Source organism: Bradyrhizobium sp. URHD0069 (genome assembly GCF_000701345.1).
GTDB lineage: Bacteria > Pseudomonadota > Alphaproteobacteria > Rhizobiales > Xanthobacteraceae > Bradyrhizobium.
This window is the reverse complement of record NZ_JNIJ01000047.1, coordinates 1-25,604: the sequence shown is the minus strand read 5'-3', so window position 1 is coordinate 25,604 and position 25,604 is coordinate 1. Positions and strand designations below refer to the sequence as shown.

Sequence of the window (25,604 nt, the reverse complement as noted above, 5' to 3'; positions counted from 1 at the left end):
AGTCTCGCCGAATGCCTCACGGTCTCGACCATATCGTGCACGCCGTCCGCGATCTCGACGCGGCGGGGGAACTCTATCGCCGTGCCGGCTTCACGGTCGGTGCGCGCAACCGCCATCCCTGGGGTACACACAACCGCATCGTGCAATTGAAGACTTGCTACATCGAAATCCTTGAAGTCGCCGAGCCCGCGAAAATCGTACCGCATGGCGCGGGCTCGTTTTCATTCGGGGCCTATCATCGCGACTTTCTCGCTCACCGCGAGGGTTTCTCGATGCTGATCCTTAACAGCAGCGATGCGGTCGACGATGCCCGTTCCTTCGAAGCATCCGGAATATCAAATTCCAGCGTGTTTGATTTCGCCCGCGAGGGAACGAGACCCGATGGAACACCTGTAAAGCTCGCGTTCTCGCTCGCGTTCGCTTTGGATCGGGCATCGCCGAATGTGCGCTTTGCGGTTTGCCAGCATCATTTCCCGGAAAACTTTTGGGATCCGGCGTTTCAGGCCCATGCCAACGGCGCGAGCGCCGTTCCCGGCGCGGTGATGGTCGCCGACAACCCGACCGACCATCACATCTTCCTGAAGGCGTTTACCGGCGTCAGCGACCTGCATTCCAGTTCGATCGGCGTCAAGGCTCGCACCGAGAATGGCGAGGTCGCCATCATGGAGCCGGTGTCGTTCCGCGACCAGTTCGGTGTTGCGCCGGCGGTGGAGGGCGAGGGGATGACGCTCAATGCGCTGCGCTTCGAAGTCGCCGATATCGCGCAGGTCGAAGCTTTGCATCGGCAGAGCGGAATAGCCTCCCAGCGCCGTGTCGGACGGCTCGTGATTCCGCCGGATGTCGCCCGTGGCGCAACCCTGATATTCGAGACCGCTAAACAGGGTTGATCCCCCGGGCGCTGCCCGGCATGGTCCGCGCCGGAGAAGGAAAGTGCCTTGGACATGAAGATTTCCGCTGCGCCCGTCGTTGCCGCCGGGTCGGTCAAGTTCGGCAATGATTTGCCGATCTCGATCATCGCCGGCCCGTGCCAGCTTGAGAGCCGCGCGCACGCGCTTGAGGTTGCCGGCGCGCTGAAAGAGATTGCGGCGCGGCTTAAGATTGGGCTCGTCTACAAAACCTCGTTCGACAAGGCCAACCGCACCAGCGTGTCGGCCGCGCGCGGCATCGGACTGGCGCAGGCGCTGCCGATCTTTGCCGAGATACGCTCGTCGCTGGGATTGCCTGTGCTCACCGACGTCCACGAGGCCTCGCAATGCGCCGAAGTGGCGCAGGCGGTCGATGTGTTGCAGATCCCGGCGTTCCTGTGCCGGCAGACCGATCTGCTGCTGGCGGCTGCCGCGACCGGCAAGGTCGTCAACGTCAAAAAGGGTCAGTTCCTCGCGCCCTGGGATATGACGAATGTCGTCGCCAAGATCACCGGCGCCGGCAATCCAAAAGTGCTGGTCACCGAGCGCGGCGCATCGTTTGGCTACAACACGCTGGTATCGGACATGCGCGCGCTGCCGATCCTTGCGCGCACCACCGGCGCGCCCGTGATCTTCGATGCCACCCATTCGGTACAGCAACCGGGCGGCAAGGGCACTTCATCGGGCGGTGAGCGCGAATTCGTACCGGTGCTGGCGCGCGCCGCGGTTGCGGTCGGCGTCGCCGGCGTGTTCATCGAAACCCATCCCGATCCCGATCACGCACCCTCCGACGGCCCCAACATGGTGCCGCTGCGCGAGTTCGAAGCTCTGGTCCAGGCACTGATGGCCTTCGACGCGCTCGCCAAAAATCTCGAAAAGAATGTAGCGCGTTGATGCCGCAATCAGGATTGCGGCCGCATGATCAGGGCATGCCGCCGGTCCTGAACATCATTGCACTGGCGACCTTCGCGGCAAGCCTGTCGGCCCGCTCGCTGGATCCGGTGCTGCCGCACCTCGCCGACGAGTTCGGCGTGAGCATTGCCGGTGCTGCAAGTTTGGCCTCCGTATTCGCCTTTACCTTCGCAATCGTGCAGCCGGTGCTTGGGGCTGCGGCGGATCTGTTCGGCAAGGCGCGGCTGATGATCGGCTGTCTGGTGCTGCTCGGTTTTGCAAGCATCCTCGGCGCAATGTCGACGTCGTTCTCGCTGTTGTTTGCAACGCGGATTCTCGCCGGCATCGGCTCGGGCGGTGTGTTTCCGATTGCGCTGGGGCTGACTAGCGATCTGGTCGGCCCTGAAAAACGTCAGGTCGCGATCGGACGAACGCTTGCGGGCGCGATGACCGGCAATCTCTTGGGCGCTTCTGCTTCCGGCCTGATCGGTGACTTCCTGGGCTGGCGGGGCGTGCTCGCGGTGCTCGGTGGTTTGGTTGTCCTGGCCTCAATCGCAGTTGCCGCGGGATTTCGAGGCGCTGCATTGAAGCATCCGCCGCGGACAAATCTGTCAGCGCTCAAACATGGCTACCGCACGATCTTTACAAACCCAAACGCACGCATTTGCTATTCGGCGGTCTTTGTCGAAGGCTGCTGCGTGCTCGGGCTGTTTCCGTTCGTCTCATCATTCCTGTTTGAATTGGGCGAGACCAGCCTGTCGGTTGCGGGCATCGTGATCGCGGGGTTTGCGGTCGGCGGCCTGTTCTACACATTTACGGTTTCGCGGTTTCTGCCGCGGCTTGGCGTCAAGGGCATGATGATCGCCGGCGCGACATTGGTCGGATTGCAGCTCGCCGTCATCGCGTTCGGCCCCGGCTGGAAAATCCAGGCAATCAGCCTTCTGTTCATGGGCTGGGGTTTTTACATGATCCATGGATGCCTGCAGGTGTTTGCCAGCGAATTGTCCGTGGAAGCCCGCGCTACCGCGCTTTCGCTGCATTCGTTTTTCTTTTTCATGGGCCAGACGGTCGGGCCGATCGCTTACGGCTTCGGCATCCAGAATGTCGGGAAAATTCCGACCTTGCTGACGAGCGCAGTTGTGATGATTGCACTCGGCATGGTGTGCGCGCGGCTGCTGCGGCAGACGAGGCCGGCGGACGCGGGCGCAACGTAGGCCGCTTGCTCATGAACCGAGATTGGCTGGTGGTGTTAGTCAAATGTCCGTTGTAGCACTGCCGACCCATTACGGACTTAAGTCAGGCGTCGTGCGGGTTCGAAAAGTGCCACAGATGGAAGTCAGTTTATCGATCACTTCGTCGGCGCATCTTCCTCGACAAAGCCTCTTGGCTTTATGAGCAATGGGCCAGCGCGGCTCTCGTCATCTTCTTACAGCCATAATATAGCACCGATCGTCAGACGTTCGCTTTTTTAGCGTCTGTTTTTGGATTGACGGGAGCCAGAGCAAACGTAACCTGATCAATGTACTAAGCAGTCCTCCTGGCAGGAGGCCGTCGTGAACGAGCTCTCGGGCTACGCATTCTCGCCGTTGAGAGAGGGAGACATCGCTCTCTACCGGGGCTCCGGCAACGGCTTGCCTCCGATCCTGCTTGTTGCCGCGGAAGAAACCTCGCTCGGTTGCGTCGAGCGGCTTCAACACGAATATGCGCTCAAAGCCGAACTTGACGCTGACTGGGCGGCGCGACCCGTCGCGCTGACGCACTACAACGACCGCATGACGCTGGTGCTTGAGGATCCCGGCGGTGCGCCGGTTGATCGATTGCTTGGCCGGCCGCTGGACACATCGCAGTTCCTGCGCATTGCGATCTCGGTCGCGGGGGCGCTTCGCCGAGTCCATGAGCGAGGCCTTATTCATAAGGACATCAAGCCGGCAAATATCCTGGTCGACACGGCAAGCGGCGGCGTGTGGCTGACGGGGTTCGGCATTGCCTCGCGTCTGCCGCGCGAGCACCAGGCCCCCGCGCCGCCGGAGGTGATCGCCGGGACGCTGGCCTACATGGCGCCGGAACAAACCGGCCGGATGAACCGCTCGGTGGACTCCCGCAGCGATCTCTATGCACTAGGCGTCACCTTCTACGAGATGCTGACGGGGACGCTTCCCTTCACCGCCGCCGATCCGATGGAGTGGGTGCACTGCCATATCGCGCGGCAACCGGTGCCGCCCGACGAGCGGCTCGCGGTGCCGACGCAGCTGTCGGCGATCGTAGTGAAGCTCCTCGCCAAGACCGCCGAGGAACGCTACCAAACTGCCGCGGGTGTCGAGGCCGATCTGCGACGCTGCCTGGCGGAATGGGAGGCCACCGGCCGCATCGACCCGTTCCCGCTCGGCGCCTACGACATATCGGACCGGCTGCTGATCCCGGAGAAGCTTTATGGGCGGGAGCGCGAGATCGACGCGCTGCTCGCTTCCTTCGACCGAGTGGTGGCGAACGGCACCGTGGAACTCGTGCTCGTCTCCGGATATTCCGGGATTGGCAAGTCCTCGGTGGTGAATGAGTTGCACAAGGTGCTCGTCCCGTCGCGTGGCTTGTTCGCCTCCGGCAAGTTCGACCAGTACAGGCACGACATCCCGTACACGACCCTGGGCCAGGCCTTCCAGAGCCTTGTCCGCTCGCTTCTCAGCCAGAGCGAGGCCGAGCTTGGCCGGTGGCGGGACTCCCTGAGCGAGGCGCTCGGCCCGAACGGACAGCTCATCGTGAACCTCGTTCCCGAGCTGGAGCTCGTGATTGGGAAACAGCCGCCGGTCGCGGACCAGCCGCCGCGGGACGCGCAGAACCGCTTCCAGATGGTTTTCCGGCGCTTCCTCGGGGTGTTCGCGAGCAAGGAGCACCCGCTCGCGCTGTTCGTCGACGATTTGCAATGGCTTGATGCAGCAACCCTCGACCTCCTCGAGCATCTGGTCACGCACCCGGAAGTGCGGCACCTGCTGCTGGTCGGGGCTTACCGGGATAACGAGGTCGGTCCCGCGCACCCGCTCGAGCGGATGCTCGCAACGATTGCTGACTCGAGAAGCGAGATAAAGGAGCTCCGGCTGGGGCCACTCACATCTGACGATGTCGGGCGGCTGGTCGCCGACACCCTGCATGCCAAATCGGATCTTGTGCGGCCTTTGGCCGAGCTGATATTTGCGAAGACCGGGGGCAATCCGTTCTTCACCATACAATTTCTAACCGCGTTGGTGGACGAAGGCTTGATCGCGTTCGACCCGGACGCCTCGGCTTGGCACTGGGACCTCGATAAGATTCGTGCCGAGGGCATCACCGACAATGTGGCGGATCTCATGGCGGGCAGGCTTGGCCGCCTTTCCGCCGTCGCACTACAGATGCTGAAATGTCTCGCCTGCTTGGGGAACAGCGCCCAAACCTCCGCACTAGGAATGGTCGTCGGGCAGCCCGAGGAGGAAATTCACGCGGTGTTGGTGGAGGCGGCGCGCGCGGGGCTGATCTTCCGTCTGGAGGGCGGCTATGCGTTTGCCCATGACCGCGTTCGGGAGGCAGCTTATGCGCTGATCTCCGAAGATGAGCGCGCGGCTTCCCACCTGCATATCGGCAGAGTGCTGGCGTCACGAACGCCTTCGCACGAGCTTGAAGAGAAGATTTTTGAGATCGTCAATCAATTCGACCGGGCGACGGCGTTGATCGGAACGGTCGAGGAACGGGAGCAGGTCGCCGAGCTGGACCTCATTGCAGGCAAGCGCGCCAGATCCTCCACGGCCTATGCGTCGGCGCGGACCTACCTCGCCGCCGGCTGCGCGCGGCTCGCGAAGGACAGCTGGGAGCGGCGGTATGATCTCGCCTTCGCCCTCGCGTTTCATCGCGCCGAATGCGAGTTCCTGACCGGTGACCTGGCGGCGGCTGAAGAAGGACTCCTGCAGCTGTGGGCTCGCGCCGAAAGCCTCGTCGACAAGGCCGCCGTGACGCGGTTGCGGCTCGACCTGTACACAACGCTGCATCGGAGCGACCGCGCTGTCGAGATATGTCTGGACTACCTCCGTAGCGTCGACATCAACTGGTCGCCGCATCCGACCAGCAATGAGGTCCTGCTCGAGTACGAGCAGATGTGGCGGCAACTCGGGACCCGCTCGATCGAGGATCTCGCCGATCTGCCTCCAATTATTGATCCGGTGTGCCGGGCAACCCTCGACGTGCTCACGTCGCTCCAGGCACCGGCACGGTTCACCGACCAGAATCTGCCCCGCCTCGTCGCGGGTCGCATGGCTAACTTCAGCCTCGAGCAAGGAAACAGCGATGCATCGTCTCTAGGCTATGTCTGGGTCGGCCAGTTGCTGACCCGTTTCGGGGACTTCGAGGCCGGGTTCCGCTTCGGCAGGCTCGGTCTCAATCTGGTGGATGAACGTGGGTTGGACCGCTTCAAGGCCCGCGTCTACCTCGTGTTCGGGCATTCGATCAGTCCTTGGAATGATCAGCTGCGCACCAGCGTCGAGTGGCTGCGACGCGCTTTCGATGCGGGCGAGCAGACCGGCGATCTCACTTTTGCGGCTTATGCCCGCAACTCCCTGATCACCCTCCGTCTTGGCGCCGGCGATACCCTTGGCGATGTGCAGCGGGAAGCCGACAGTGCGCTTGCGTTTGTCCGGAAGTCGGGTTTCGCTCTCGTCGCCGACATGATCACCGGGTCGCTGCGGCTCATCCGGACGCTCCGCGGGCTGACAGCGGAATTCGGATGGTTCGACGATGGGGAGTTCGACGAGAGCCGCTTCGAGCACCACCTGGAGGCAAGTCCGCGTTCTGCGATCGCCGCCTGCTGGTATTGGATACGGAAACTGCAAGCACGCTTTCACGCGGGCGAATGGGCTGCTGCCGCCGATGCCGCATCGAAAGCGGAACGACTTCTCTGGACATCGCAATCCAATTTCGAGGAGGCCGAATACCATTTCTATGGGGCACTCGCGAGGGCAGCGCACGATGGCGCGGCATCCGCCGAGGACCGGCCGCGCCATCTGCAGGTGCTCCTCGCCCATCACACGCAGCTCGCGGCCTGGGCGGAGAACTGCCCCGAGAACTTCAGGGGCCGTGCCGCACTGGTCGGTGCCGAGATTGCGCGTATCGAGGACCGCCATCTCGACGCTGAGCGTCTTTACGAAGACGCGATCCGATCGTCGCGTGCCAACGGCTTAGTGCATGACGAAGGCCTGGCCCATGAGGTGGCTGCGCGGTTCTACGCAGCGCGCGGCTTCGAGGCGATCGCCAATCTCTATTTGAGCAACGCAAGGAACTGTTATCTCCGCTGGGGAGCCCGCGGCAAGGTCCGGCAGCTCGATCGGCTCTATCCGCGTCTGGCGGCTCCGGAGGGGCAGCCTGCTATGGCGACCATCGGCTCCACGGTCCAGGAGCTAGACGTAGCGAGCGTCGTCAAATCCTCGCAGGCTGTGTCCGGCGAGATCGTCCTCGGTGAGCTCATCAAGACGCTGCTGCGGATCGCGATCGAGCATGCCGGCGCCCAGCGTGGCCTGCTCATCCTGTTCCCGGGCGACGAGCCACGGATCGCGGCGGCAGCGAAGACCGGCAGTGGCCAGGTTGAGGTCACGCTGCGCCAGACGGCCGTGTCACCGGCCGAGCTCCCCGAATCCGTGCTCCATTACGTGATCCGGACGCGGGAAAGTGTGATCCTTGATGACGCCTCGGCGCAGGATCCGTTCTCAGCAGATGAGTACATCTGTCAGAAGCTCGCTCGGTCGGTGCTCTGCCTGCCCCTGGTGAAGCAGGCCAAGCTGATCGGAGTGCTCTATCTCGAGAACAACCTGGCATCGCACGTGTTCACGCCCGCCCGGATCTCGGTACTGGAATTGCTGGCATCTCAAGCGGCGATCTCGCTGGAGAACGCCCGTCTGTACAGCGATCTCCAGGAACGGGAGGCCAGGATACGTCGCCTGGTCGATTCGAACATCATCGGCATTGTGATCTGGGATGTTCAGGGCCGCATCATCGATGCCAACCAAGCCTTTCTTGATATTGTCGGATATGCCCGGGAAGATGTCGTTTCAGGTCGGCTGCGATGGACGGAGCTGACACCGGCCGAATGGCGCGATGCCGACGACCAGGCCTGGGCAGACCTGAAGGCGGTTGGAACGGTGCAACCGCGGGAGAAAGAATACTATCGCAAAGACGGCAGCCGCGTGCCGATTCTAGTCGCCCGCGCGCTTTTCGAATGGAAACGAGACGAAGGGGTTGCCTTTGTCATCGACATGACCGACCGCAAGCAGGCGGAAGAGAAGCTGCGCGCCAGCGAGCAGCGCCTCCTCGATGCCCAAATGGAGCTCGCGCACGTCAATCGCGTTACCACGATCGGGCAGCTGGCAGCCTCGATCGCCCACGAAGTAAACCAGCCGCTCGCCGGCGTCGTCGCCAACGCCGAGGCCTGTTTGCGCTGGCTCGACCGCGGAATTCCCGACCTGGATGCAGCGCACCGCTCGGTGGAATGGATCATCGACGACGGCAATCGGGCGAGCGATGTGATCCGGCGCGTCCGGGCACTCGCCAACAAGGCCGATATTGAGAGAGTACCGCTCGACGTCAATGACGTCGTGAAGGAGACCATCCCGTTGGTGCAGCGTGAGTTGATCAGCCATCAGGTATCGTTGCGAATGGAGTTGGCACCGGCTCTACCCACGATCCTTGGTGATCGGGTTCAATTGCAGCAGATAATTATCAACGTGGTGATGAATGGCATTGAAGCCATGCAATCGGTCACGGATCGGCCGCGCGAACTGGTGATCCGATCAGGCCAGCATGAGACACAACAAGTGCTCTTAAGTGTGACGGATTGCGGCGTCGGGATCCCCACCGAGGATGCGGGCCGGCTGTTCGACGCCTTTTTCACCACCAAATCCGGCGGCATGGGCATGGGACTTTCCATCTGCCGTTCGATAGTCGAGGTTCACGGGGGACGACTATGGGCCACCGCTAACGTACCTCACGGTTCCACGTTTCAATTCACACTGCCGGTGAACGCAGACAATGCGTCGTGAGTTGCGCCCGTAACTCGCCCAAAGAACAGGCGGCTCGGCCGCGAGTTCAGCTCTGGTTCACAAGCTGAAAGCCATGGTCTCTAGTTGCGACGTCGGCTTTGCCGCGGCAAAGCGGAAGACATATGCTCGTCTGGACCTTTTCAGCTTTTGACCCGGAGCGGACATGTACCTCAATGGGGGCCCGGTTTCTGCCGATGCGCCCTCCATGTACCTGACGCCGCCTTTGGGCTAGGCTTTCGCTACAGGTCAAGAGAGGGCTCGCCTGTGCCTCCCGAGCGGATCGAACGCAAGCTCGCCGCCATCCTGGCCGCCGATGTAGCTGGCTATAGCCGACTCATGGGAGCTGACGAGGAAGGCACTCTCGCACGCCTGAAGGCCTGCCGTCGCGAATTGATGGACCCGGAGATTGCGGAGCACCGTGGGCGCGTCGTCAAGACCACCGGAGACGGCATCCTCATCGAGTTTCCGAGCGTGGTGGACGCCGTGCGCTGCGCGATGGACGTGCAGCGCGACATGGCCGAGCGCAACGCGGATGTTACAGATGAGCAACGGATCGAGTTTCGCGTCGGGATCAACCTCGGCGACATCATGATCGACGCCGAGGACATTCATGGCGACGGCGTGAATATCGCGGCGCGGTTAGAAAGTATAGCGGAGCCCGGCAGCATCTGCATCTCGGACTCGTCCTATCAGCAAGTGCGCGACAAGCTCACCATCCACTTCGAGGATATGGGCGTGCAGCAACTCAAGAACATCGCGCGTCCGGTGCGCGTCTATCGCGTACCGATTGGCCGGAGCGCGCCAAGGGAAAGGCCTGCGCTCGCCCTGCCGGACAAGCCCTCGATCGCCGTACTGTCATTCCAGAACATGAGTGGTGATCCCGAGCAGGAATATTTCGCCGATGGCATGGTTGAGGATATTATCACCGAATTGAGCCGCATTCGCTGGCTGTTTGTGATCGCTCGCAACTCGACCTTCACCTACAAGGGCCAAGCAGTCGCTGTGAAGCAGGTGGCGCGCGAACTGGGTGTGCGCTATGTGCTCGAAGGATCGGTGCGCAAGGGCGGCAATCGGGTGCGCGTCACCGCGCAAATGATCGATGCGACCTCCGGCGCCCATATCTGGGCCGAGCGATACGACCGCGACCTCAGCGATATCTTTGCCGTGCAGGACGAGATCACGGCGAGTGTTGCGGGAGTCATCGAGCCGGCGCTGGCCGAGGCCGAGCAGCAGCGAGTGTTGCGCAAGCCGCCGGAGCGGCTCGATGCTTGGGAAGCCTACCAGCGAGGACTTTGGCACTTCAACAAATACGGACCGGAGGAAAACCAGACCGCACAGACCTTTTTTCGCCAAGCCATCGCGCTCGATCCGAATTTCGCTCCCGGCCATTACGGATACGCGCTGGCTCTCCAATGGGAGATCTGGCACTTCTCGACGCGCCCCTTCTCGGAGGTTCAAGGAATACCGCTCGAAGAAGCGCGCATTGCGGTTTCGCTCGACGACAAGGATGCGACGGCGCACGCTGTCCTGGCGCATATGAGGATGTGGGATGGCGAATGGGAGGCGGCGATCGCCGAAGCCCGTACCGCGCTCGTGCTCAATTCAAACAGCTCTTTCGTGATCAGCATGCTCGGTTGTGTCTTGGGGTTTGGCGGATATCGCGAAGAAGCGCTCGATCGGCTGCGGCAGGCGATGCGCGCCAGCCCGCACGATCCTCTGACTTGGCTTTGGACCGTCTGGACCGGGGTCATCCAATTTAATTCGCGAAAATTCGATGCCGCTTTGGAGACCCTGCACCAGGTTGTTCGCCTGCGTCCGGGATTTACCCAGGCCCAAGTGTTGATCGCCGCGTCCCTGGCCGATCTAGGGCGTCTCGACGAAGCACGCGACGTTCTATCTCGCGTGCAGGTTCGGGACCCTCGTTATCAGCAGATGCCCTGGACCCGGCCGGAGGATAACGCGCTCCGCGTCGAGGGCGTCCGCCTCGCGGCCGGCGAGATGAAATGACTGCGAACCGCCACTTCACTACAATCCTTTCGGCAGATGTCCCGCAGCGAAAAGGGCCGCGGAAAGCAAACCTGGATGAGCGATCGCAGCACTTGATTTAATCCGTCATGTCGCCTGTTGGCAGATATTGTTGCAAAAGCCTTTTTGAGGTGACGAACGAAAATTTGTAGAACCGCTGATGCGTTTCGAGCGCGGCGACGTGGGGGACCATACCGTTTCTTCCAAAATCGATCACGAGTCTCCGCCGTGCCGCGAAAGGGCGACGCAGCCGGAGAGAAGCCCAAAGATCAACTTCCGCGAGGTTTTTTGGGTTGTTCGATTTTCGACTTTTGCAACAATATCCCTCGAATATCGGACATTGCACGGTGTATCGACGTGATCAATGGCTATTGATCAATGACTATTGTTCGCATCCCAGCTGCGGGCGGGGTTATCCGCGCCCGCGATAGGGCGCGACGCCCTGATCCGGAATCCACATTCCCTTCGGCAGTCTGCCGGTCTGCCAGAACACGTCGATCGGAATGCCGCCGCGCGGATACCAATAGCCGCCGATGCGCAGCCATTTCGGCTTGATCTCGGCTGATATTCTCTTGCCGATCGCCACCGTGCAGTCCTCGTGAAACGCGCCGTGATTGCGAAAGCTTGCGACATAGAGCTTCAGGGATTTCGATTCCAGCAACCATTGTCCGGGTACATAGTCGATCACGAGATGTGCGAAATCCGGCTGGCCGGTGACCGGGCAGAGCGAGGTGAACTCCGGCGCGGTGAACCGAACCACGTAGTTCGTATCCCGCTGCGGATTGGAGACCCGGTCGAGCTTTGCTTCATCCGGCGTGCGCGGCCATTCCACGGCGCGGCCAAGCTGCAATGATTTTCGAGCCATCGTTTATATCCCCGTGCGAGCGGAGACATGGACGCAAGCGGATGCCGCCGTCAACCGTCACGCGAGGAGGGGTCTGCGAGAGGGCGCACCAGGATCGCCGTTCGGCGGCATTCTCGATGCCGCGCACCGACATCCAAGGCCATGGCAGGCGCGACAGGGTGCGAACAGCCGCTCCCGTCTTGCGCCGCGACGGCGGGAGCAGCCACCATGCTGCAACGGCAAAGCCGCGGAAAATGTCACGCAGGCGCGACAGTCTGGATCACGACCAGGCGGTCCGTGCCGGATTCACCGCCCCAGGCTTCTCCGGGCCTGCCGTCCATTTGCCGTACATTGGCGCCCGGCCTGTCGCTTACGAACACATTGAATTTTTCTGTCAGCGGATCGAAACGCACGATCGCATTCGCCGAGAAATCGGTGAGCCAGACCTTGTCCTTGTCATCGACATAGACCGAATAGGTCTGCGGGCTGTCGCCCGGCAGCTTCCAGGCTTTCCAGGAGCCGTCGGCAGGATCGTGCACCGAGACGTTGCCGCTGTTCCATTCGCTGACCCAGAGGCGGCCTCTGGAATCCGACCATATCCGCCGTGCACCCTGATTGGGCGTCGGCGGCTCGACAACCCTGGCATTCCCGGTCGCCAGATCGATCTTGGCGATATGATTGCCGATCAGCGAGGCGTACCAGACGTCACCCTTCGGCGTGACCGTCATGCCGTAAGGCCCGGCGCCTCGGGGTGCCCTAAACACCGTCATGTCACCCGACTTCGGATCGAGGCGACCGTAAATGCCGAAAAGGCCGGTGAACCAGTAGATCCCGCTCTTGTCGAAAACGGCGGTGTTGAGGTTGGCGTAAGCCTGCTTTTCGGGCAGGCGGAACAGAGTGACCCGGTGATCGCCGGGGTCGACACGCGCAATCGCATTTTGTCCGCCCTCGGTCACCCATGGCGCGCCGTCAGGTCCGATGACGACCCCATGGGGTGCCGCGCCTTTGCCGAGATTGACCAGTTTGAACGAGCCGTCCCGTGGATCGAGCCGTCCCAGCGTGCCATTTCGCTGACCACAGAACCAGATCGTGCCATCGGGCGCGGGCGTCACATCGCGCGAGCCCATACCGGCGGCGACCGGATAATATTTCACCCGAAACGGGCCTTCCTGTGCGACGGCGGTGCGCAGCAATACCGGCGCGGCAAGGATTCCGGCGGCGGTCGAGTTGAGAAATTGGCGGCGATTCATTGCGTTACCCCGTTCTATGAGAAGGAAGGTTTCGACGCGAAAATCAACCTCGGCCAGCATAACCTGACGATGTCCGCCCGTCAGGCCAGGGCTGCGGGTCAAGCGTTCACATTTCCTTGCGTGCCGTGTAAGACGCCTCCGAGCCAGCTAGAACCACGCAGGGAAGTGCAAAGAGCATGACAGCCATCATCGACATCATCGGCCGCGAAATTCTCGATAGCCGGGGCAATCCCACCGTCGAGGTCGATGTCATGCTGGAAGACGGCTCGCTGGGCCGCGCCGCCGTGCCGTCGGGGGCCTCTACCGGCGCGCATGAGGCGGTCGAACTGCGCGACGGCGACAAGACGCGCTATCTCGGCAAGGGTGTGCAGAAGGCGGTCGAAGCCGTCAATGGCGAGATCTTCGAGGCGCTGAGCGACATGGCTGCCGAAGCGCAGGTGCAGATCGATCAAATCATGATTGATCTCGACGGCACGCCCAACAAGAGCCGTCTCGGGGCCAATGCCATTCTCGGCGTCTCGCTCGCCTGCGCCAAGGCCGCCGCTCAGTCCAGCGACCTGCCGCTGTATCGCTACGTCGGCGGCACCTCGGCGCGCACCTTGCCGGTGCCGATGATGAACATCATCAATGGCGGCGTGCACGCCGACAATCCGATCGACTTCCAGGAATTCATGATCATGCCGGTCGGTGCCAAAACTTTCGCGGAAGGGCTGCGCTGCGGCTCGGAAATTTTCCACACCCTGCGATCGGAACTGAAAAAAGCTGGCCACAACACCAATGTCGGCGACGAGGGCGGCTTCGCGCCGAACCTGCCGTCGGCGGACGCAGCCCTCGAATTCGTCATGGCTGCGATCGGCAAGGCGGGTTACAAGGCCGGTGGCGACGTCATGCTGGCACTGGATTGCGCCGCGACCGAATTCTTCAAGGACGGCAATTACGTCTATGGCGGCGAGAACAAGACCCGCTCGCGTTCCGAACAAGCAAAGTATCTCGCCGATCTTGCGTCGCGCTATCCGATCGTCTCGATCGAGGACGGCATGTCCGAAGACGACATGGACGGCTGGAAGGAATTGACAGACCTCATCGGCGGCAAATGTCAGCTGGTCGGCGACGACCTGTTCGTCACCAACGTGACGCGGCTGGCCGACGGCATCAAGAACGGTCGCGCCAATTCCATTCTGATCAAGGTCAACCAGATCGGCACGTTGACGGAGACGCTTGATGCGGTCGAGATGGCTTACAAGGCCGGCTACACCGCCGTGATGTCGCACCGGTCGGGCGAGACCGAAGATTCCACCATCGCCGACCTCGCGGTCGCCACCAATTGCGGCCAGATCAAAACCGGCTCGCTGGCGCGCTCCGATCGCACGGCGAAATACAATCAGCTATTGCGCATCGAGCAGGAACTGGGCACCCAGGCGAAATATGCGGGCAGGGCGGCGCTGAGAGCGCTGGCGTGAAGCCGCAACACGTTCAGAATCAAAAACTAAATCGGGAGGTTTTACGATGAGCACCGACGGCAAGACCGGGCTTCAGCTTCGCTCGCTGATCAAGAAGAGCGGCGAACTCGAGATATCGTTGACCAATGTCTCGACGCCTGAACCCGGCCCCGATGAACTCGTCGTGCGTGTCGAGGCTTCGCCGATCAATCCGTCAGACCTGGGGCTCCTGGTCGGTGCCGCCGATATGTCGACTGCCAAAGCGTCGGGCACGAAGGATGCGCCGGTGATTACCGCGAAAGTGCCGGAGGCAGCGATGAAAGCCATGGCCGCGCGGCTTGATGAATCGATGCCGGTCGGCAACGAGGGCGCCGGGGTGGTGATCAAGACCGGATCGTCGGACGCGGCAAAGGCGCTGATGGGCAAGACCGTCGCGATGATCGGCGGCGCGATGTACGCTCAGTATCGCACTTTGAAAGTGAATGAATGCCTGCCGCTGCCCGCCGGCATCACGCCGGCCGAAGGCGCGTCCTGCTTCGTCAATCCGCTGACGGCGCTCGGCATGGTCGAGACCATGCGGCGCGAAGGTCACAAGGCCCTGGTGCATACCGCGGCCGCGTCGAATCTCGGTCAGATGCTCAACAAGATTTGCATCAAGGACGGCATCGGCCTCGTCAACATCGTGCGCAGCCCGCCGCAAGCCGACATCCTGCGCAAGATCGGGGCGAAATATGTCGTCGATTCCACTTCGCCGACTTTCATGGACGATCTGACCAATGCGCTGGTCGAAACCGGTGCGACGCTGGCGTTCGATGCCATCGGCGGCGGCAGGCTTGCCGGCCAAATTCTGACCTGCATGGAAACGGCCATCAACAAAACCGCCAAAGCCTACAGCCGCTATGGATCGAACGTGCACAAGCAGGTCTATATCTATGGCAGCCTTGATCCTCGTCCCCTGGAGTTGAACCGGGCGTTCGGAATGGCCTGGGGTGTCGGTGGCTGGCTGTTGTTTCCGTTCCTGCAAAAAATCGGGCCGGCCGAGGGCGCGAGGCTGCGACAGCGGGTGGTCGCCGAGCTCAAGACGACGTTCGCCAGCCACTACACGCAGGTGGTGTCATTGCAGGAGGCGCTGCAGCTGAACCACATCGCCATCTACGGCAAGCGCGCGACCGGCGAAAAATACCTGATCAATCCGCACAAGGGCGGGTGAGATTTCAGCCCACTCGAGCCGCAATCCGTGCCCATGCGCTGCCTTTGCATGTTCATGCACTTGGATTGTGTCGTGACATAGCTGAGTTGACGGGCAAGCCAATCCGGCGCCCGCATCAAAAGGAAATCTGATGACCACACCACACAATGTTGTCGTTATTGTCGGCAGCCTTCGCAAAGAGAGCTTCACCCTCAAGATCGCCAACGCGCTGGCCAAAATGGCGCCCGACACGCTCAAGCTCAACGTCGTGACCTTGCATGACCTTTCGTTTTTCAATCAGGACCTCGAAGCGACGCCGCCCGCCGATTGGTTGGCGTTCCGCGAAAAGCTGCAGAAGTCGAACGCTGTGCTGTTCGTCACCCCCGAATACAATCGCTCGATCCCCGGCGTGTTGAAGAACGCCATCGACGTCGGATCGCGCCCCTATGGCAAGAGCTCATTCAACGGCAAGCCGACCGGAATAGTCAGCAATTCGCCCGGTCCACTCGGCGGCGTCAACGCCGCCAAACATTTGCAGAACATCCTGCCGGGCATTTCCGGACAAATCATGCAGCAGCCGGAAATCTATTTGACCAGCGTCGGCGACGCGTTCGACGACAAGGGCGCACTGGTCAAGGAACCGCTGCAGAAGACGCTGAAGCAGTATGTCGACGCCTTTGCGGCCTTCGTCGAAAAGCAGAACAAATAGCGGCGAGGCGCCGCACGGTCCGTTTTAGGAATTCATTAACCGGGGCCATCGCATCTTCGGCCCATGGTTTCTCGCTCGCGACTCAAATCCCTGCTGACCGGGCTTGCCCTCTATACGATGGCAGCCGCCATGGTCGGCTATTTCGGCGTCAACGCCTATACAGGCAAATATGGGCTGAACGCGCGGCAGGAGCTCGATCAGGAGATCATCGCGCTGACATCCGAACTGGCGCGGCTGAAGCGGGAGCGCGCCGAGGGCGAGCAGCGGGTTTCGCTGCTGCGATCCGACCGGGTCGACCCGGATATGCTCGATGAGCGCGCGCGCTACCAACTCGACTACGTCAATCCGCGCGATTTGATTCGAACGGTCAATCCGAAGTGAACTCAATCCGTGCCAACCGAACCACCGTCGTCCTGCCATGACGCCGGGATGACGGAGTTTTCCCGGACGCGGTCCGCTAATTTCAAAAACCCGCGAAATCGATTTCGAAAATTTCGCGCTTCATTGCATTGCGGTATATCGAAAAGTGTTGCGGCATCACGCAATCCTTTCATGGCGGTTTGAGTTGGGATACAGAGGGCTATTAGTTCTCTCATCCGGAATTGCCATGGCCGCACCGAAGAAAAGCGTCGCTAAAGAAACAGGCAACGGCTCCCACCATCCCCTAGAATTCACCAGAGAGCAGGAACTGAGCGCGTTGCGCGACATGCTCTTGATCCGGCGCTTCGAGGAAAAGGCCGGTCAGCTCTATGGCATGGGCGCGATCGGCGGCTTCTGTCATCTCTACATCGGCCAGGAAGCCATTGTCGTCGGCATGCAGATGGCCCTGAAGAAGGGCGACCAGGTCATAACGGGATACCGCGACCACGGGCATATGCTGGCTACCGGAATGGAAGCCAAGGGCGTGATGGCCGAACTGACCGGACGCCACGGCGGCTATTCCAAGGGCAAAGGCGGCTCCATGCATATGTTCAGCAAGGAGAAGAATTTTTTCGGTGGCCACGGCATCGTCGGCGCCCAGGTTCCGCTCGGCACAGGGCTCGCTTTCGCCAACCGCTATCGCGGCAACGACTTTGTCAGTGTGGCTTATTTCGGCGACGGCGCAGCGAACCAGGGCCAGGTCTATGAGAGCTTCAACATGGCGGAGCTGTGGAAGCTCCCGGTGATCTACATCATCGAAAACAATCGTTACGCGATGGGCACGTCAGTAACGCGTTCCTCCGCGCAGACCGATTTTTCCAAGCGCGGTATTTCCTTCAATATTCCAGGCGAACAGGTTGACGGTATGGACGTCCGTGCGGTGAAGGCCGCGGGCGACCAGGCCGTCGCGTGGTGCCGCGCCGGCAAGGGCCCCTTCATTCTGGAAATGCAGACCTATCGCTACCGCGGCCATTCGATGTCGGATCCGGCGAAGTATCGGACCCGCGAGGAAGTCGACAAGGTTCGCCACGACCAGGATCCGATCGAGCAGGTTCGCAATCGCCTGTTGGCGGCAAAGATGAGCGAACAGGAATTGAAAGCCATCGACGCTGAGGTGCGGGAGATCGTCAATGCCGCGGCCGACTTCGCGCAGCACGACCCCGAGCCTGACGCGTCCGAACTTTATACTGATATCTATCGCTGAGTACCGGGCGCGCCTGCGCGCAGCCTCAAGAATGAATCTCTGGAGCTAGCATGCCAATTCAAGTGCTGATGCCCGCGTTGTCGCCGACCATGGAAAAGGGCAACCTTTCGAAATGGCTGAAGAAGGAGGGCGAGGCGATCAAGTCGGGCGATGTCATCGCCGAGATCGAAACCGATAAAGCGACGATGGAAGTCGAGGCGACCGATGAGGGCACCCTTGGCGAGATCCTGATCCCGGAAGGCACCGCCGACGTGGCCGTCAACACGCCGATTGCAACCATCCTGGCCGATGGCGAGAAGGCTTCCGATCTCGGCAAGGCGGCTGCGCCAGCGAAACAGGAGAAAGCGGCCGAGTCAGTGCCGCCCGCCGCGGAGGCGAAATCCGCGCCGGCGCCCAGGGACGAGTCTCCTGCCGCGCCCGCTGCGCCGAGAGCCGTCGCGGAGCCCGATCCCGAAGTGCCCGAAGGCACCGAGATGGTGACGATGACGATCCGCGAAGCGTTGCGCGACGCGATGGCCGAGGAGATGCGGCGCGACCCCGACGTATTCGTCATGGGTGAAGAGGTCGCGGAATATCAGGGCGCCTACAAGGTGACTCAGGGGTTGCTGCAGGAATTCGGCGCCAAGCGCGTGATCGATACGCCGATCACCGAGCATGGCTTTGCCGGCGTCGGCATCGGCGCGGCGATGGCCGGTCTGAAACCGATCGTTGAGTTCATGACCTTCAACTTCGCGATGCAGGCGATGGACCAGATCATCAACTCCGCGGCGAAGACGCTGTACATGTCCGGCGGACAGATGGGTTGCTCGATCGTATTCCGCGGGCCGAACGGTGCCGCCGCCCGCGTCGCCGCGCAGCACAGTCAGGACTATTCGGCCTGGTACTCGCAAATTCCCGGCCTCAAGGTGATCGCGCCGTTTTCCGCCGCCGACTACAAGGGCCTCTTGAAAGCCGCGATCCGCGATCCCAATCCGGTGATCTTCCTTGAAAACGAAATGCTGTACGGCCATTCCGGCGAGGTTCCAAAACTCGACGATTATGTGATCCCGATCGGAAAGGCGCGCGTGGTGCGCTCCGGCGGTGATGTCACCATCGTGTCATGGTCGAACGGAATGACCCACGCGCTGAAGGCCGCTGACGAATTGGCGAAGGAAGGCATCGAAGCCGAAGTGATCGATTTGCGCACGCTGCGCCCGATGGACACCGACACCATCGTCGCCTCGGTGAAGAAGACCGGCCGGGCGGTGACGGTTGAGGAAGGCTGGCAGCAGAACGGCGTCGGCGCCGAAATCGCGGCAAGGATCATGGAGCACGCGTTCGATTATCTGGATGCGCCGGTGGCGCGGGTGTCGGGCAAGGATGTGCCGATGCCGTACGCGGCGAACCTTGAAAAGCTCGCATTGCCCTCGGCGGCCGAGGTGGTCGAGGCCGCCAAAGCCGTTTGTTACAAGTAGCCGCGATGGCGCAGGTGACCTGATGGTGAAAGGCTCGATGAACCATCTCGCGCTCACGGTGCGGAGTCTCACCGAGAGCGAAGCCAAGTTTTACGCGCCGGTGCTCGGCTTTCTCGGTTATGACAAGGTCGAGGATATTCCGGGCAAGATGACGCTGTGGTTCAACGAAAAGGCTCAGTTCGCTGTAAATCTTTGGCAAGCCGAACCGGAGCTTTCGTCGCGCCCGCACGCCCGTTACGCGCCGGGTTTTCACCATTGCGCGTTCGCTGCCGAGAGTCGTGCCGAAGTCGATAAGTTGCACGGCATCTTGGCCGCCCATGGTATCCGGGTCCTCGATGCGCCTGCGGAATATCCGCAGTACGCGCCGGGATTTTACGCTGTCTATTTTGAGGACTGCGACGGCATGAAGTTCGAAGTCGTCCATATGCCGGAATTTCCGGCCTGAGTAGGTGAAAGCATGCCGATCAATATCCTGATGCCCGCGCTGTCGCCGACGATGGAGAAGGGCAACCTCGCCAAGTGGCTCAAGAAGGAAGGCGACAAGGTCAAGTCCGGCGACGTCATCGCGGAAATCGAAACCGACAAGGCGACCATGGAGGTCGAGGCGGTCGATGAGGGCACCATCGCAAAAATTCTGGTGCCCGAGGGCACCCAGGATGTCGCGGTCAATGACGTGATCGCGGTGCTGGCAGGCGATGGCGAGGATGTGAAGGCGGCCGGGGCGGGGGCGGCAAAGCCCACGGCGTCAAGCGCGCCGGCGCCGAAAGCGGCTGCAGCACCGGCCGCTGCGACGCCAACGCCTGCTGCCGCCCCGGCGAAGGCCGCAACGCCTCCCGCTGCGGCGCCGGCACCACAAGCGACGGCGCCCCAGACCAACGGTCACGGCCGCATCTTTTCCTCACCGCTCGCGCGCCGCCTTGCCAAAGACGCCGGCATCGATCTCGCCCGCATCAACGGCTCCGGCCCGCACGGCCGTGTCGTCGCGCGCGATGTCGAGGAAGCCAGATCCGGCAAGGGGCTGAAGGCACCGGCTGCCGCGCCCGCCGGCGCGCCATCTATTGCGCCGTCGATGTCGGACAAGCAGATCCTCGCGCTGTTCGAACCGGGCAGTTACGAGGTGGTCCCGCACGACGGAATGCGCCGAACCATCGCGCAGCGCCTGACCGCATCGGTGCAGACCGTTCCGCATTTCTATCTCACAATAGACTGCGATATCGGCAATCTGCTCGCGGCGCGCGAACAAATCAACGCCGCCGCGCCAAAGGACAACGAGAAGAAGGCTCTCTACAAGCTATCGGTCAATGATTTCGTCATCAAGGCGATGGCGGTCGCGCTGCAGCGGATTCCCGATTGCAACGTGAGCTGGACCGAAAGCGGCATGCTCAAGCACAAGCATTCCGATATCGGCGTTGCCGTGGCGATGCCCGGCGGCTTGATCACGCCGATCATTCGCAAGGCTGAAACCAAGTCGCTATCGGCGATCTCAGGCGAGATGAAGGATTTCGCGGCGCGGGCGCGGGCGCGCAAACTCAAGCCTGAGGAATACCAGGGCGGCACCACGGCCGTCTCCAACCTCGGCATGTACGGCATCAATCATTTCACCGCCGTGATCAACCCGCCTCACGCCACCATTCTCGCGGTCGGCGCCAGCGAGGAGCGCGCGGTCGTAAGGAACGGCAAGATCGAAGCGGCGCACATGATGAGCGTCACGTTGTCCTGCGATCACCGCGCGGTCGACGGCGCGCTCGGCGCGGAACTGATCGGTGCGTTCAAAATGCTGATCGAAGACCCTGTCATGATGATGGTGTGAGGAGTGCGCGCCGGGTAGGGGACGATTTTGACCATCCGAACGCATTGGCCCTGGATATGGGCGCTCCTCGCAGCGCTTCTTGCGCTTAATCCGCTCGGGCTCGATGTGATCTACGCGGCATTCTTCTCCGGCGAGGCACTTTCTCGAAGCATCTGGGGACCGATTGCGCTGATCGCCATCGCGCTCGTGTTTTTGATCGCCTTGCTGGAATGGCGGATCAGAACGCTTATCTTGAATCGCCGCGCACGCGGTACAAAAACAGCTTGAGTTGGACGGAAACCTTCATGGCCGATACCTCCTTCGATATCATCATCATCGGCTCCGGCCCCGGCGGCTATGTCACCGCGATCCGCGCGGCGCAGCTCGGTTTCAAGACCGCGATTGTCGAAAAATCCTATCTTGGCGGCATCTGCCTGAACTGGGGCTGCATCCCGACCAAGGCGCTGCTGCGCTCGGCGGAAATCTTTCACTACATGCAGCACGCCAAGGATTACGGGCTTTCGGCCGAGAAAATTTCCTACGACCCGAAAGCGGTGGTGCAGCGCTCGCGCGGCGTCTCCAAACGCCTGAACGACGGCGTCGGCTTCCTGATGAAAAAGAACAAGGTCACGGTGATCTGGGGCGAGGCTGTGATCGATGCGCCCGGCTGGATTACGGTGAAGAAATCTCAAGCAGACGCGCCGAAGGGCGCGCTGGGCGAGGGTGCCTATCAGGCCAAGCACATCATCCTTGCCACCGGCGCGCGGCCGCGCGTGCTGCCGGGGTTGGAGCCCGACAAGAAGCTGGTCTGGACGTACTTCGAGGCGATGGTGCCGGAGAAGATGCCGAAATCGCTGCTGGTGGTCGGCTCCGGCGCGATCGGCATCGAATTCGCATCGTTCTTTCACACCATGGGCGCTGACGTCACCGTCGTCGAGGTGTTGCCGCAGATCCTTCCCGTGGAGGACGCGGAAATCGCCGGCCTGGCACGCAAACGATTCGAGAAACAGGGCATCAAGATCCTGACCAGCACCAAAGTGACAAAACTGGAGAAGAAGAGCGACAGCGTGGTCGCCACCATCGATGACGGCAAGAAGCCGCAGATGGTCGAATTCGAGCGGGTGATTTCGGCGGTCGGCGTGGTCGGCAATGTCGAAAATCTGGGCCTGGAAAAGCTCGGGGTGAAAACCGACCGCGGCGTTGTCGTCATCGACGGCTACGGCAAGACCAACGTGCCCGGCATCTATGCCATCGGCGACGTCGCGGGGCCGCCGATGCTGGCGCACAAGGCCGAGCATGAGGGCGTGGTCTGCGTCGAAGCCATCAAGGGCCTGCATCCGCACCCGATGGACAAGAATCTCATTCCCGGCTGCACCTATTGCCATCCGCAGATTGCCTCGGTCGGTCTCACCGAAGCGAGGGCAAAGGAGGATGGCCGTGAAATCCGCGTCGGCCGCTTCCCGTTTGTCGGCAACGGCAAGGCGATCGCGCTCGGCGAGGACCAGGGACTGGTCAAGGTGGTCTTTGACAAGAAAACCGGCCAGTTGCTCGGCGCGCACATGATCGGCGCGGAAGTGACCGAGCTAATTCAGGGATACGTGGTTGCCATGAACCTGGAAACCACGGAAGAAGAACTGATGCACACCGTCTTCCCGCATCCGACGCTGTCGGAGATGATGAAGGAAGCGGTTCTGGACGCGTATGGCCGCGTTCTGAACATTTAACTTAGCTCGTCATGCGCGGGCTTGACCCGCGCATCCATCGCACTTCACAAGAGTCTTTGGGAAATGATGGATTGCCGGGTCAAGCCCGGCAATGACGAGGCAGATGGAAAGAATAATCCGTGAAAGACAATGACAATCTGACGATCGAACGTCCGACGTTCGTGACCCATCTCGAATGCGCGATGGAAGGCGATCACTATCCCGCCGACCAGGTCCACAATCTCTCGAAGGTGGGCAAGCCGTTATTGGTGCGCTACGACCTTGCGGGGGTAAAGAAAGCGCTGACCAAGGACGCGCTGGCGCAGCGGCCGGCTGATCTCTGGCGCTACCGCGAAATGTTGCCGGTGCGGAAAGCTGCCGACATTGTCAGCCTCGGCGAGGTGGCCACGCCGCTGATCCGCCTTCCCAAGCTGGCGCACAAACTCGGCGGCGGCGAAATCATTGTCAAGGACGAGGGCCGGTTGCCGACCGGCTCGTTCAAGGCGCGCGGTCTCGTCATGGCGGTGTCGATGGGCAAGGCGCTCGGCATCAAGCACATGGCGATGCCGACCAATGGCAACGCCGGCGCGGCACTTGCGGCCTACGCCACCAGTTGCGGCATCAAGACCACGATTTTCTGTCCCGCCGATACGCCGGAAGTGAATGTCAGCGAAATCGAGTTGCAGGGCGCGACCGTCTATCGCGTCAATGGACTGATCGACGATTGCGGCAAGATCGTCGGCGAAGGCAAGGTGAAGGCCGGCTGGTTCGATACTTCGACGCTGAAGGAGCCGTATCGGATCGAGGGCAAGAAGACGATGGGGCTCGAGCTTGCCGAGCAGCTCGGCTGGGATGTGCCGGACGTGATCTTCTATCCGACCGGCGGCGGCACCGGCCTGATCGGCATGTGGAAGGCGTTCGCCGAACTCGAGGCGATCGGATTCATCGGAAGCAAGCGGCCGCGGATGGTGGCGGTGCAGGCGGCAGGCTGCGCGCCGATGGTGCGTGCCTTTGAGAACGGCACCGAGCACGCGCCGCGCTGGGAGGACGCCCACACCATCGCATCCGGCATCCGCGTGCCGCAGGCGGTCGGAGATTTTCTTATCCTGCGCGCGGTGCGCGAGAGCAAAGGTTTCGCCATTGCGGTAACAGATGAGAAGATTTCTGCTGCGCTCAATGAAGTCGCGCGTGAAGAAGGGCTGTTGTTGTGCCCGGAGGGCGCGGCAACCTATGCCGCTTACAAACAGAGCCTCGCCGATGGCCGCGTGACAAAAAATGATCGCGTGATGCTGTTCAATTGCGCTACAGGACTTAAGTATCCGCTGCCGCCGGTTACGCGCACGCTCGATCGTCACCAACCGATCGACTATGCGAAGCTGTAGTTAACGACTTTCAATAGTGCGCGGCCTGGAGGGTGTAATGCGAAGAGCAGTCCTGGCCGTATTCATTGCGATGCTGGCATTCGGTGGCAACGCGCGTGCGAACAATTTCCCGTCGCATCCCATCACCATCATCGTGCCATTTGCTGCCGGCGGACCGTCCGATGCGATGGCGCGGATTCTTGCCGAGCGCATGAGAGTCACGCTCGGCGAAACGCTCGTGATCGAGAATGTGACGGGGGCGGGCGGTTCGATCGGCGTCGGCCGTGCAGTGCGCTCTCCGCCTGACGGTTACACCGTAAGCTTTGGCCATCTCGGTACCCACGTCGCCAACGGCGCGATCTACAAGCTCGGCTACGACCTCATGGCCGATCTGGAGCCGGTGGCGCTGCTGCCGAGCAATCCGATGATCATCGTCAGCAAGAACGCGGTCCCGGCGAAATCGCTGAAGGAACTGCTTGATTGGCTCAAGGCGCGGCCGGCGCCCGCCACCGCCGGTTCCGCCGGCGCCGGTTCGGGAAGCCACATCGCCGGGCTCTATTTTGAAAGCGTCACCGGCATCAAGCTGCAATACGTGCCGTATCGCGGCACCGGGCCCGCGATGAACGATCTGGTCGCCGGACAAATCGATCTGATCGTCGACCAGACCTCCAATTCCATCACTCAGGTGCGCGCCGGCACGATCCGCGCCTATGCGGTCACCGACAGCAAGCGCGTTGCATCGGCGCCGGACGTTCCGAGCACCGATGAAGCGGGGCTGCCGGGGTTTCACATGACGCTGTGGTCCGGCCTGTGGGTGCCGAAGGATACGCCGAAGGATATCGTCGAAAAGCTGAACGCTGCTGCGGTTGAGGCGTTGAACGATCCGGCCGTGCGCAAGCAGCTGGAAAACCTGGGGCTGCAGATGCCGCCGAAGGATCAGCTCTCGCCGGCGGCGCTCGGCGCCTGGCAAAAGGCCGAAATCGCAAATGGTGGCCGATGATCAAGGCCGCCGACGTCAAGGTGGACTGAACGGCAGTAGGCCGCACCGAGGAAGACGCCGCTCCTCATCCTGAGAGTCTGACTCAAAATAGGTCATTGGCATATCAGGTTCTTGCCAGGCGGCGGGAAAGCAGGCGGATGCTTGCAATCAGGACCCAGGCTTCCGCGCTGGCTATGGATGCCTCGAAGTCTTTGGCAAGCCTTCGATTGCGACCGAACCATGCAAACGTGCGCTCGACGACCCAACGCCGAGGCTCGGCTTTGAACGTTCCCACGCTCTGCGAGCGGGTGACGATCTCGATGGTCCATTTGCCCTGATCGGCGAGTGCCTCGAGCAATTTCGGACCTCGGTAGACGCGGTCGGCGAAGATGTGGC

19 protein-coding genes and 1 pseudogene are annotated in these 25,604 nt (G+C 61.6%); 17 read left to right on the top strand and 3 right to left on the bottom strand.

Annotation, left to right across the window (positions count from 1 at the left end; all coding sequences use genetic code 11):
- Positions 1-11 precede the first annotated feature (11 nt).
- From N554_RS0124945 to N554_RS0124925, 5 genes are all read left to right on the top strand, one after another.
- Entirely contained in the window at positions 12-887 is an 876-nt protein-coding gene (locus N554_RS0124945) for a VOC family protein (RefSeq protein ID WP_029585986.1), read from the top strand.
- A 54-nt stretch (positions 888-941) separates the two neighbouring features.
- Positions 942-1,799, top strand: coding sequence for a 3-deoxy-8-phosphooctulonate synthase (kdsA, locus tag N554_RS0124940; protein ID WP_029585985.1), 858 nt, complete (start codon positions 942-944; stop codon positions 1,797-1,799).
- Entirely contained in the window at positions 1,799-3,010 is a 1,212-nt protein-coding gene (locus N554_RS0124935) for an MFS transporter (RefSeq protein WP_029585984.1), read from the top strand. Before kdsA ends, N554_RS0124935 begins: the two co-directional genes overlap by 1 nt.
- Positions 3,011-3,349: 339 nt before the next feature.
- Positions 3,350-8,842 carry a trifunctional serine/threonine-protein kinase/ATP-binding protein/sensor histidine kinase gene (locus N554_RS0124930; protein ID WP_156042087.1) on the top strand — a complete coding sequence of 1,831 codons (5,493 nt, stop codon included), beginning with the start codon at positions 3,350-3,352 and terminating at the stop codon, positions 8,840-8,842.
- Between the two features lie 264 nt (positions 8,843-9,106).
- A complete protein-coding gene (locus N554_RS0124925; RefSeq protein ID WP_051677691.1) occupies positions 9,107-10,849 on the top strand; it encodes an adenylate/guanylate cyclase domain-containing protein in 1,743 nt (580 codons plus the stop codon).
- 430 nt (positions 10,850-11,279) lie between these two features.
- Here N554_RS0124925 and queF read toward each other — a convergent pair whose 3' ends face one another.
- Together queF and N554_RS0124910 are read right to left on the bottom strand one after the other, a co-directional pair.
- Positions 11,280-11,732: a preQ(1) synthase gene (gene queF, locus N554_RS0124915; RefSeq protein ID WP_029585981.1), complete on the bottom strand. Its 453-nt coding sequence runs from the start codon at positions 11,730-11,732 to the stop codon at positions 11,280-11,282.
- A gap of 236 nt (positions 11,733-11,968) precedes the next feature.
- Positions 11,969-12,961 carry a Vgb family protein gene (locus N554_RS0124910; RefSeq protein WP_029585980.1) on the bottom strand — a complete coding sequence of 331 codons (993 nt, stop codon included), beginning with the start codon at positions 12,959-12,961 and terminating at the stop codon, positions 11,969-11,971.
- Positions 12,962-13,137: 176 nt separating this feature from the next.
- On the opposite strand from N554_RS0124910, the gene eno reads away from it, so the two are divergent.
- The 12 genes and pseudogenes from eno (at position 13,138) to N554_RS36380 (ending at position 25,258) form a co-directional block, all read left to right on the top strand.
- Positions 13,138-14,421, top strand: coding sequence for a phosphopyruvate hydratase (gene eno / locus N554_RS0124905; RefSeq protein ID WP_029585979.1), 1,284 nt, complete (start codon positions 13,138-13,140; stop codon positions 14,419-14,421).
- 46 nt (positions 14,422-14,467) lie between these two features.
- On the top strand, positions 14,468-15,610 hold the full coding sequence (locus tag N554_RS0124900) for a zinc-binding dehydrogenase (RefSeq protein WP_029585978.1): 1,143 nt from the start codon (positions 14,468-14,470) through the stop codon (positions 15,608-15,610).
- A gap of 130 nt (positions 15,611-15,740) precedes the next feature.
- On the top strand, positions 15,741-16,298 hold the full coding sequence (locus N554_RS0124895) for an NADPH-dependent FMN reductase (protein WP_029585977.1): 558 nt from the start codon (positions 15,741-15,743) through the stop codon (positions 16,296-16,298).
- 63 nt (positions 16,299-16,361) lie between these two features.
- Entirely contained in the window at positions 16,362-16,679 is a 318-nt protein-coding gene (locus tag N554_RS0124890) for an FtsB family cell division protein (protein ID WP_029585976.1), read from the top strand.
- A gap of 226 nt (positions 16,680-16,905) precedes the next feature.
- The gene (gene pdhA / locus N554_RS0124885; RefSeq protein ID WP_029585975.1) at positions 16,906-17,922 is read left to right on the top strand and encodes a pyruvate dehydrogenase (acetyl-transferring) E1 component subunit alpha; all 1,017 of its coding nucleotides are present in this window, start codon (positions 16,906-16,908) and stop codon (positions 17,920-17,922) included.
- Positions 17,923-17,972: 50 nt separating this feature from the next.
- Entirely contained in the window at positions 17,973-19,376 is a 1,404-nt protein-coding gene (locus N554_RS0124880) for a pyruvate dehydrogenase complex E1 component subunit beta (protein ID WP_029585974.1), read from the top strand.
- Positions 19,377-19,413: 37 nt separating this feature from the next.
- Positions 19,414-19,821 carry a VOC family protein gene (locus tag N554_RS0124875; protein WP_197033732.1) on the top strand — a complete coding sequence of 136 codons (408 nt, stop codon included), beginning with the start codon at positions 19,414-19,416 and terminating at the stop codon, positions 19,819-19,821.
- Positions 19,822-19,833: 12 nt separating this feature from the next.
- The gene (locus N554_RS0124870) at positions 19,834-21,186 is read left to right on the top strand and encodes a pyruvate dehydrogenase complex dihydrolipoamide acetyltransferase (protein ID WP_029585972.1); all 1,353 of its coding nucleotides are present in this window, start codon (positions 19,834-19,836) and stop codon (positions 21,184-21,186) included.
- Between the two features lie 27 nt (positions 21,187-21,213).
- Positions 21,214-21,453 (top strand): hypothetical protein, encoded by a 240-nt coding sequence (locus N554_RS0124865; protein WP_371259519.1) that lies wholly within the window; start codon positions 21,214-21,216, stop codon positions 21,451-21,453.
- A gap of 17 nt (positions 21,454-21,470) precedes the next feature.
- On the top strand, positions 21,471-22,889 hold the full coding sequence (gene lpdA / locus N554_RS0124860; protein WP_029585970.1) for a dihydrolipoyl dehydrogenase: 1,419 nt from the start codon (positions 21,471-21,473) through the stop codon (positions 22,887-22,889).
- Positions 22,890-23,008: 119 nt separating this feature from the next.
- On the top strand, positions 23,009-24,250 hold the full coding sequence (locus N554_RS0124855) for a threonine synthase (protein WP_029585969.1): 1,242 nt from the start codon (positions 23,009-23,011) through the stop codon (positions 24,248-24,250).
- A 37-nt stretch (positions 24,251-24,287) separates the two neighbouring features.
- Positions 24,288-25,258: pseudogene (locus tag N554_RS36380) on the top strand (tripartite tricarboxylate transporter substrate binding protein BugD).
- A 74-nt stretch (positions 25,259-25,332) separates the two neighbouring features.
- Here the strand turns inward: N554_RS36380 and N554_RS0124845 are convergent.
- Positions 25,333-25,604, bottom strand: a 272-nt coding sequence (locus N554_RS0124845; RefSeq protein ID WP_029585968.1) for an IS5/IS1182 family transposase, incomplete at its 5' end; no start/stop codon positions are given.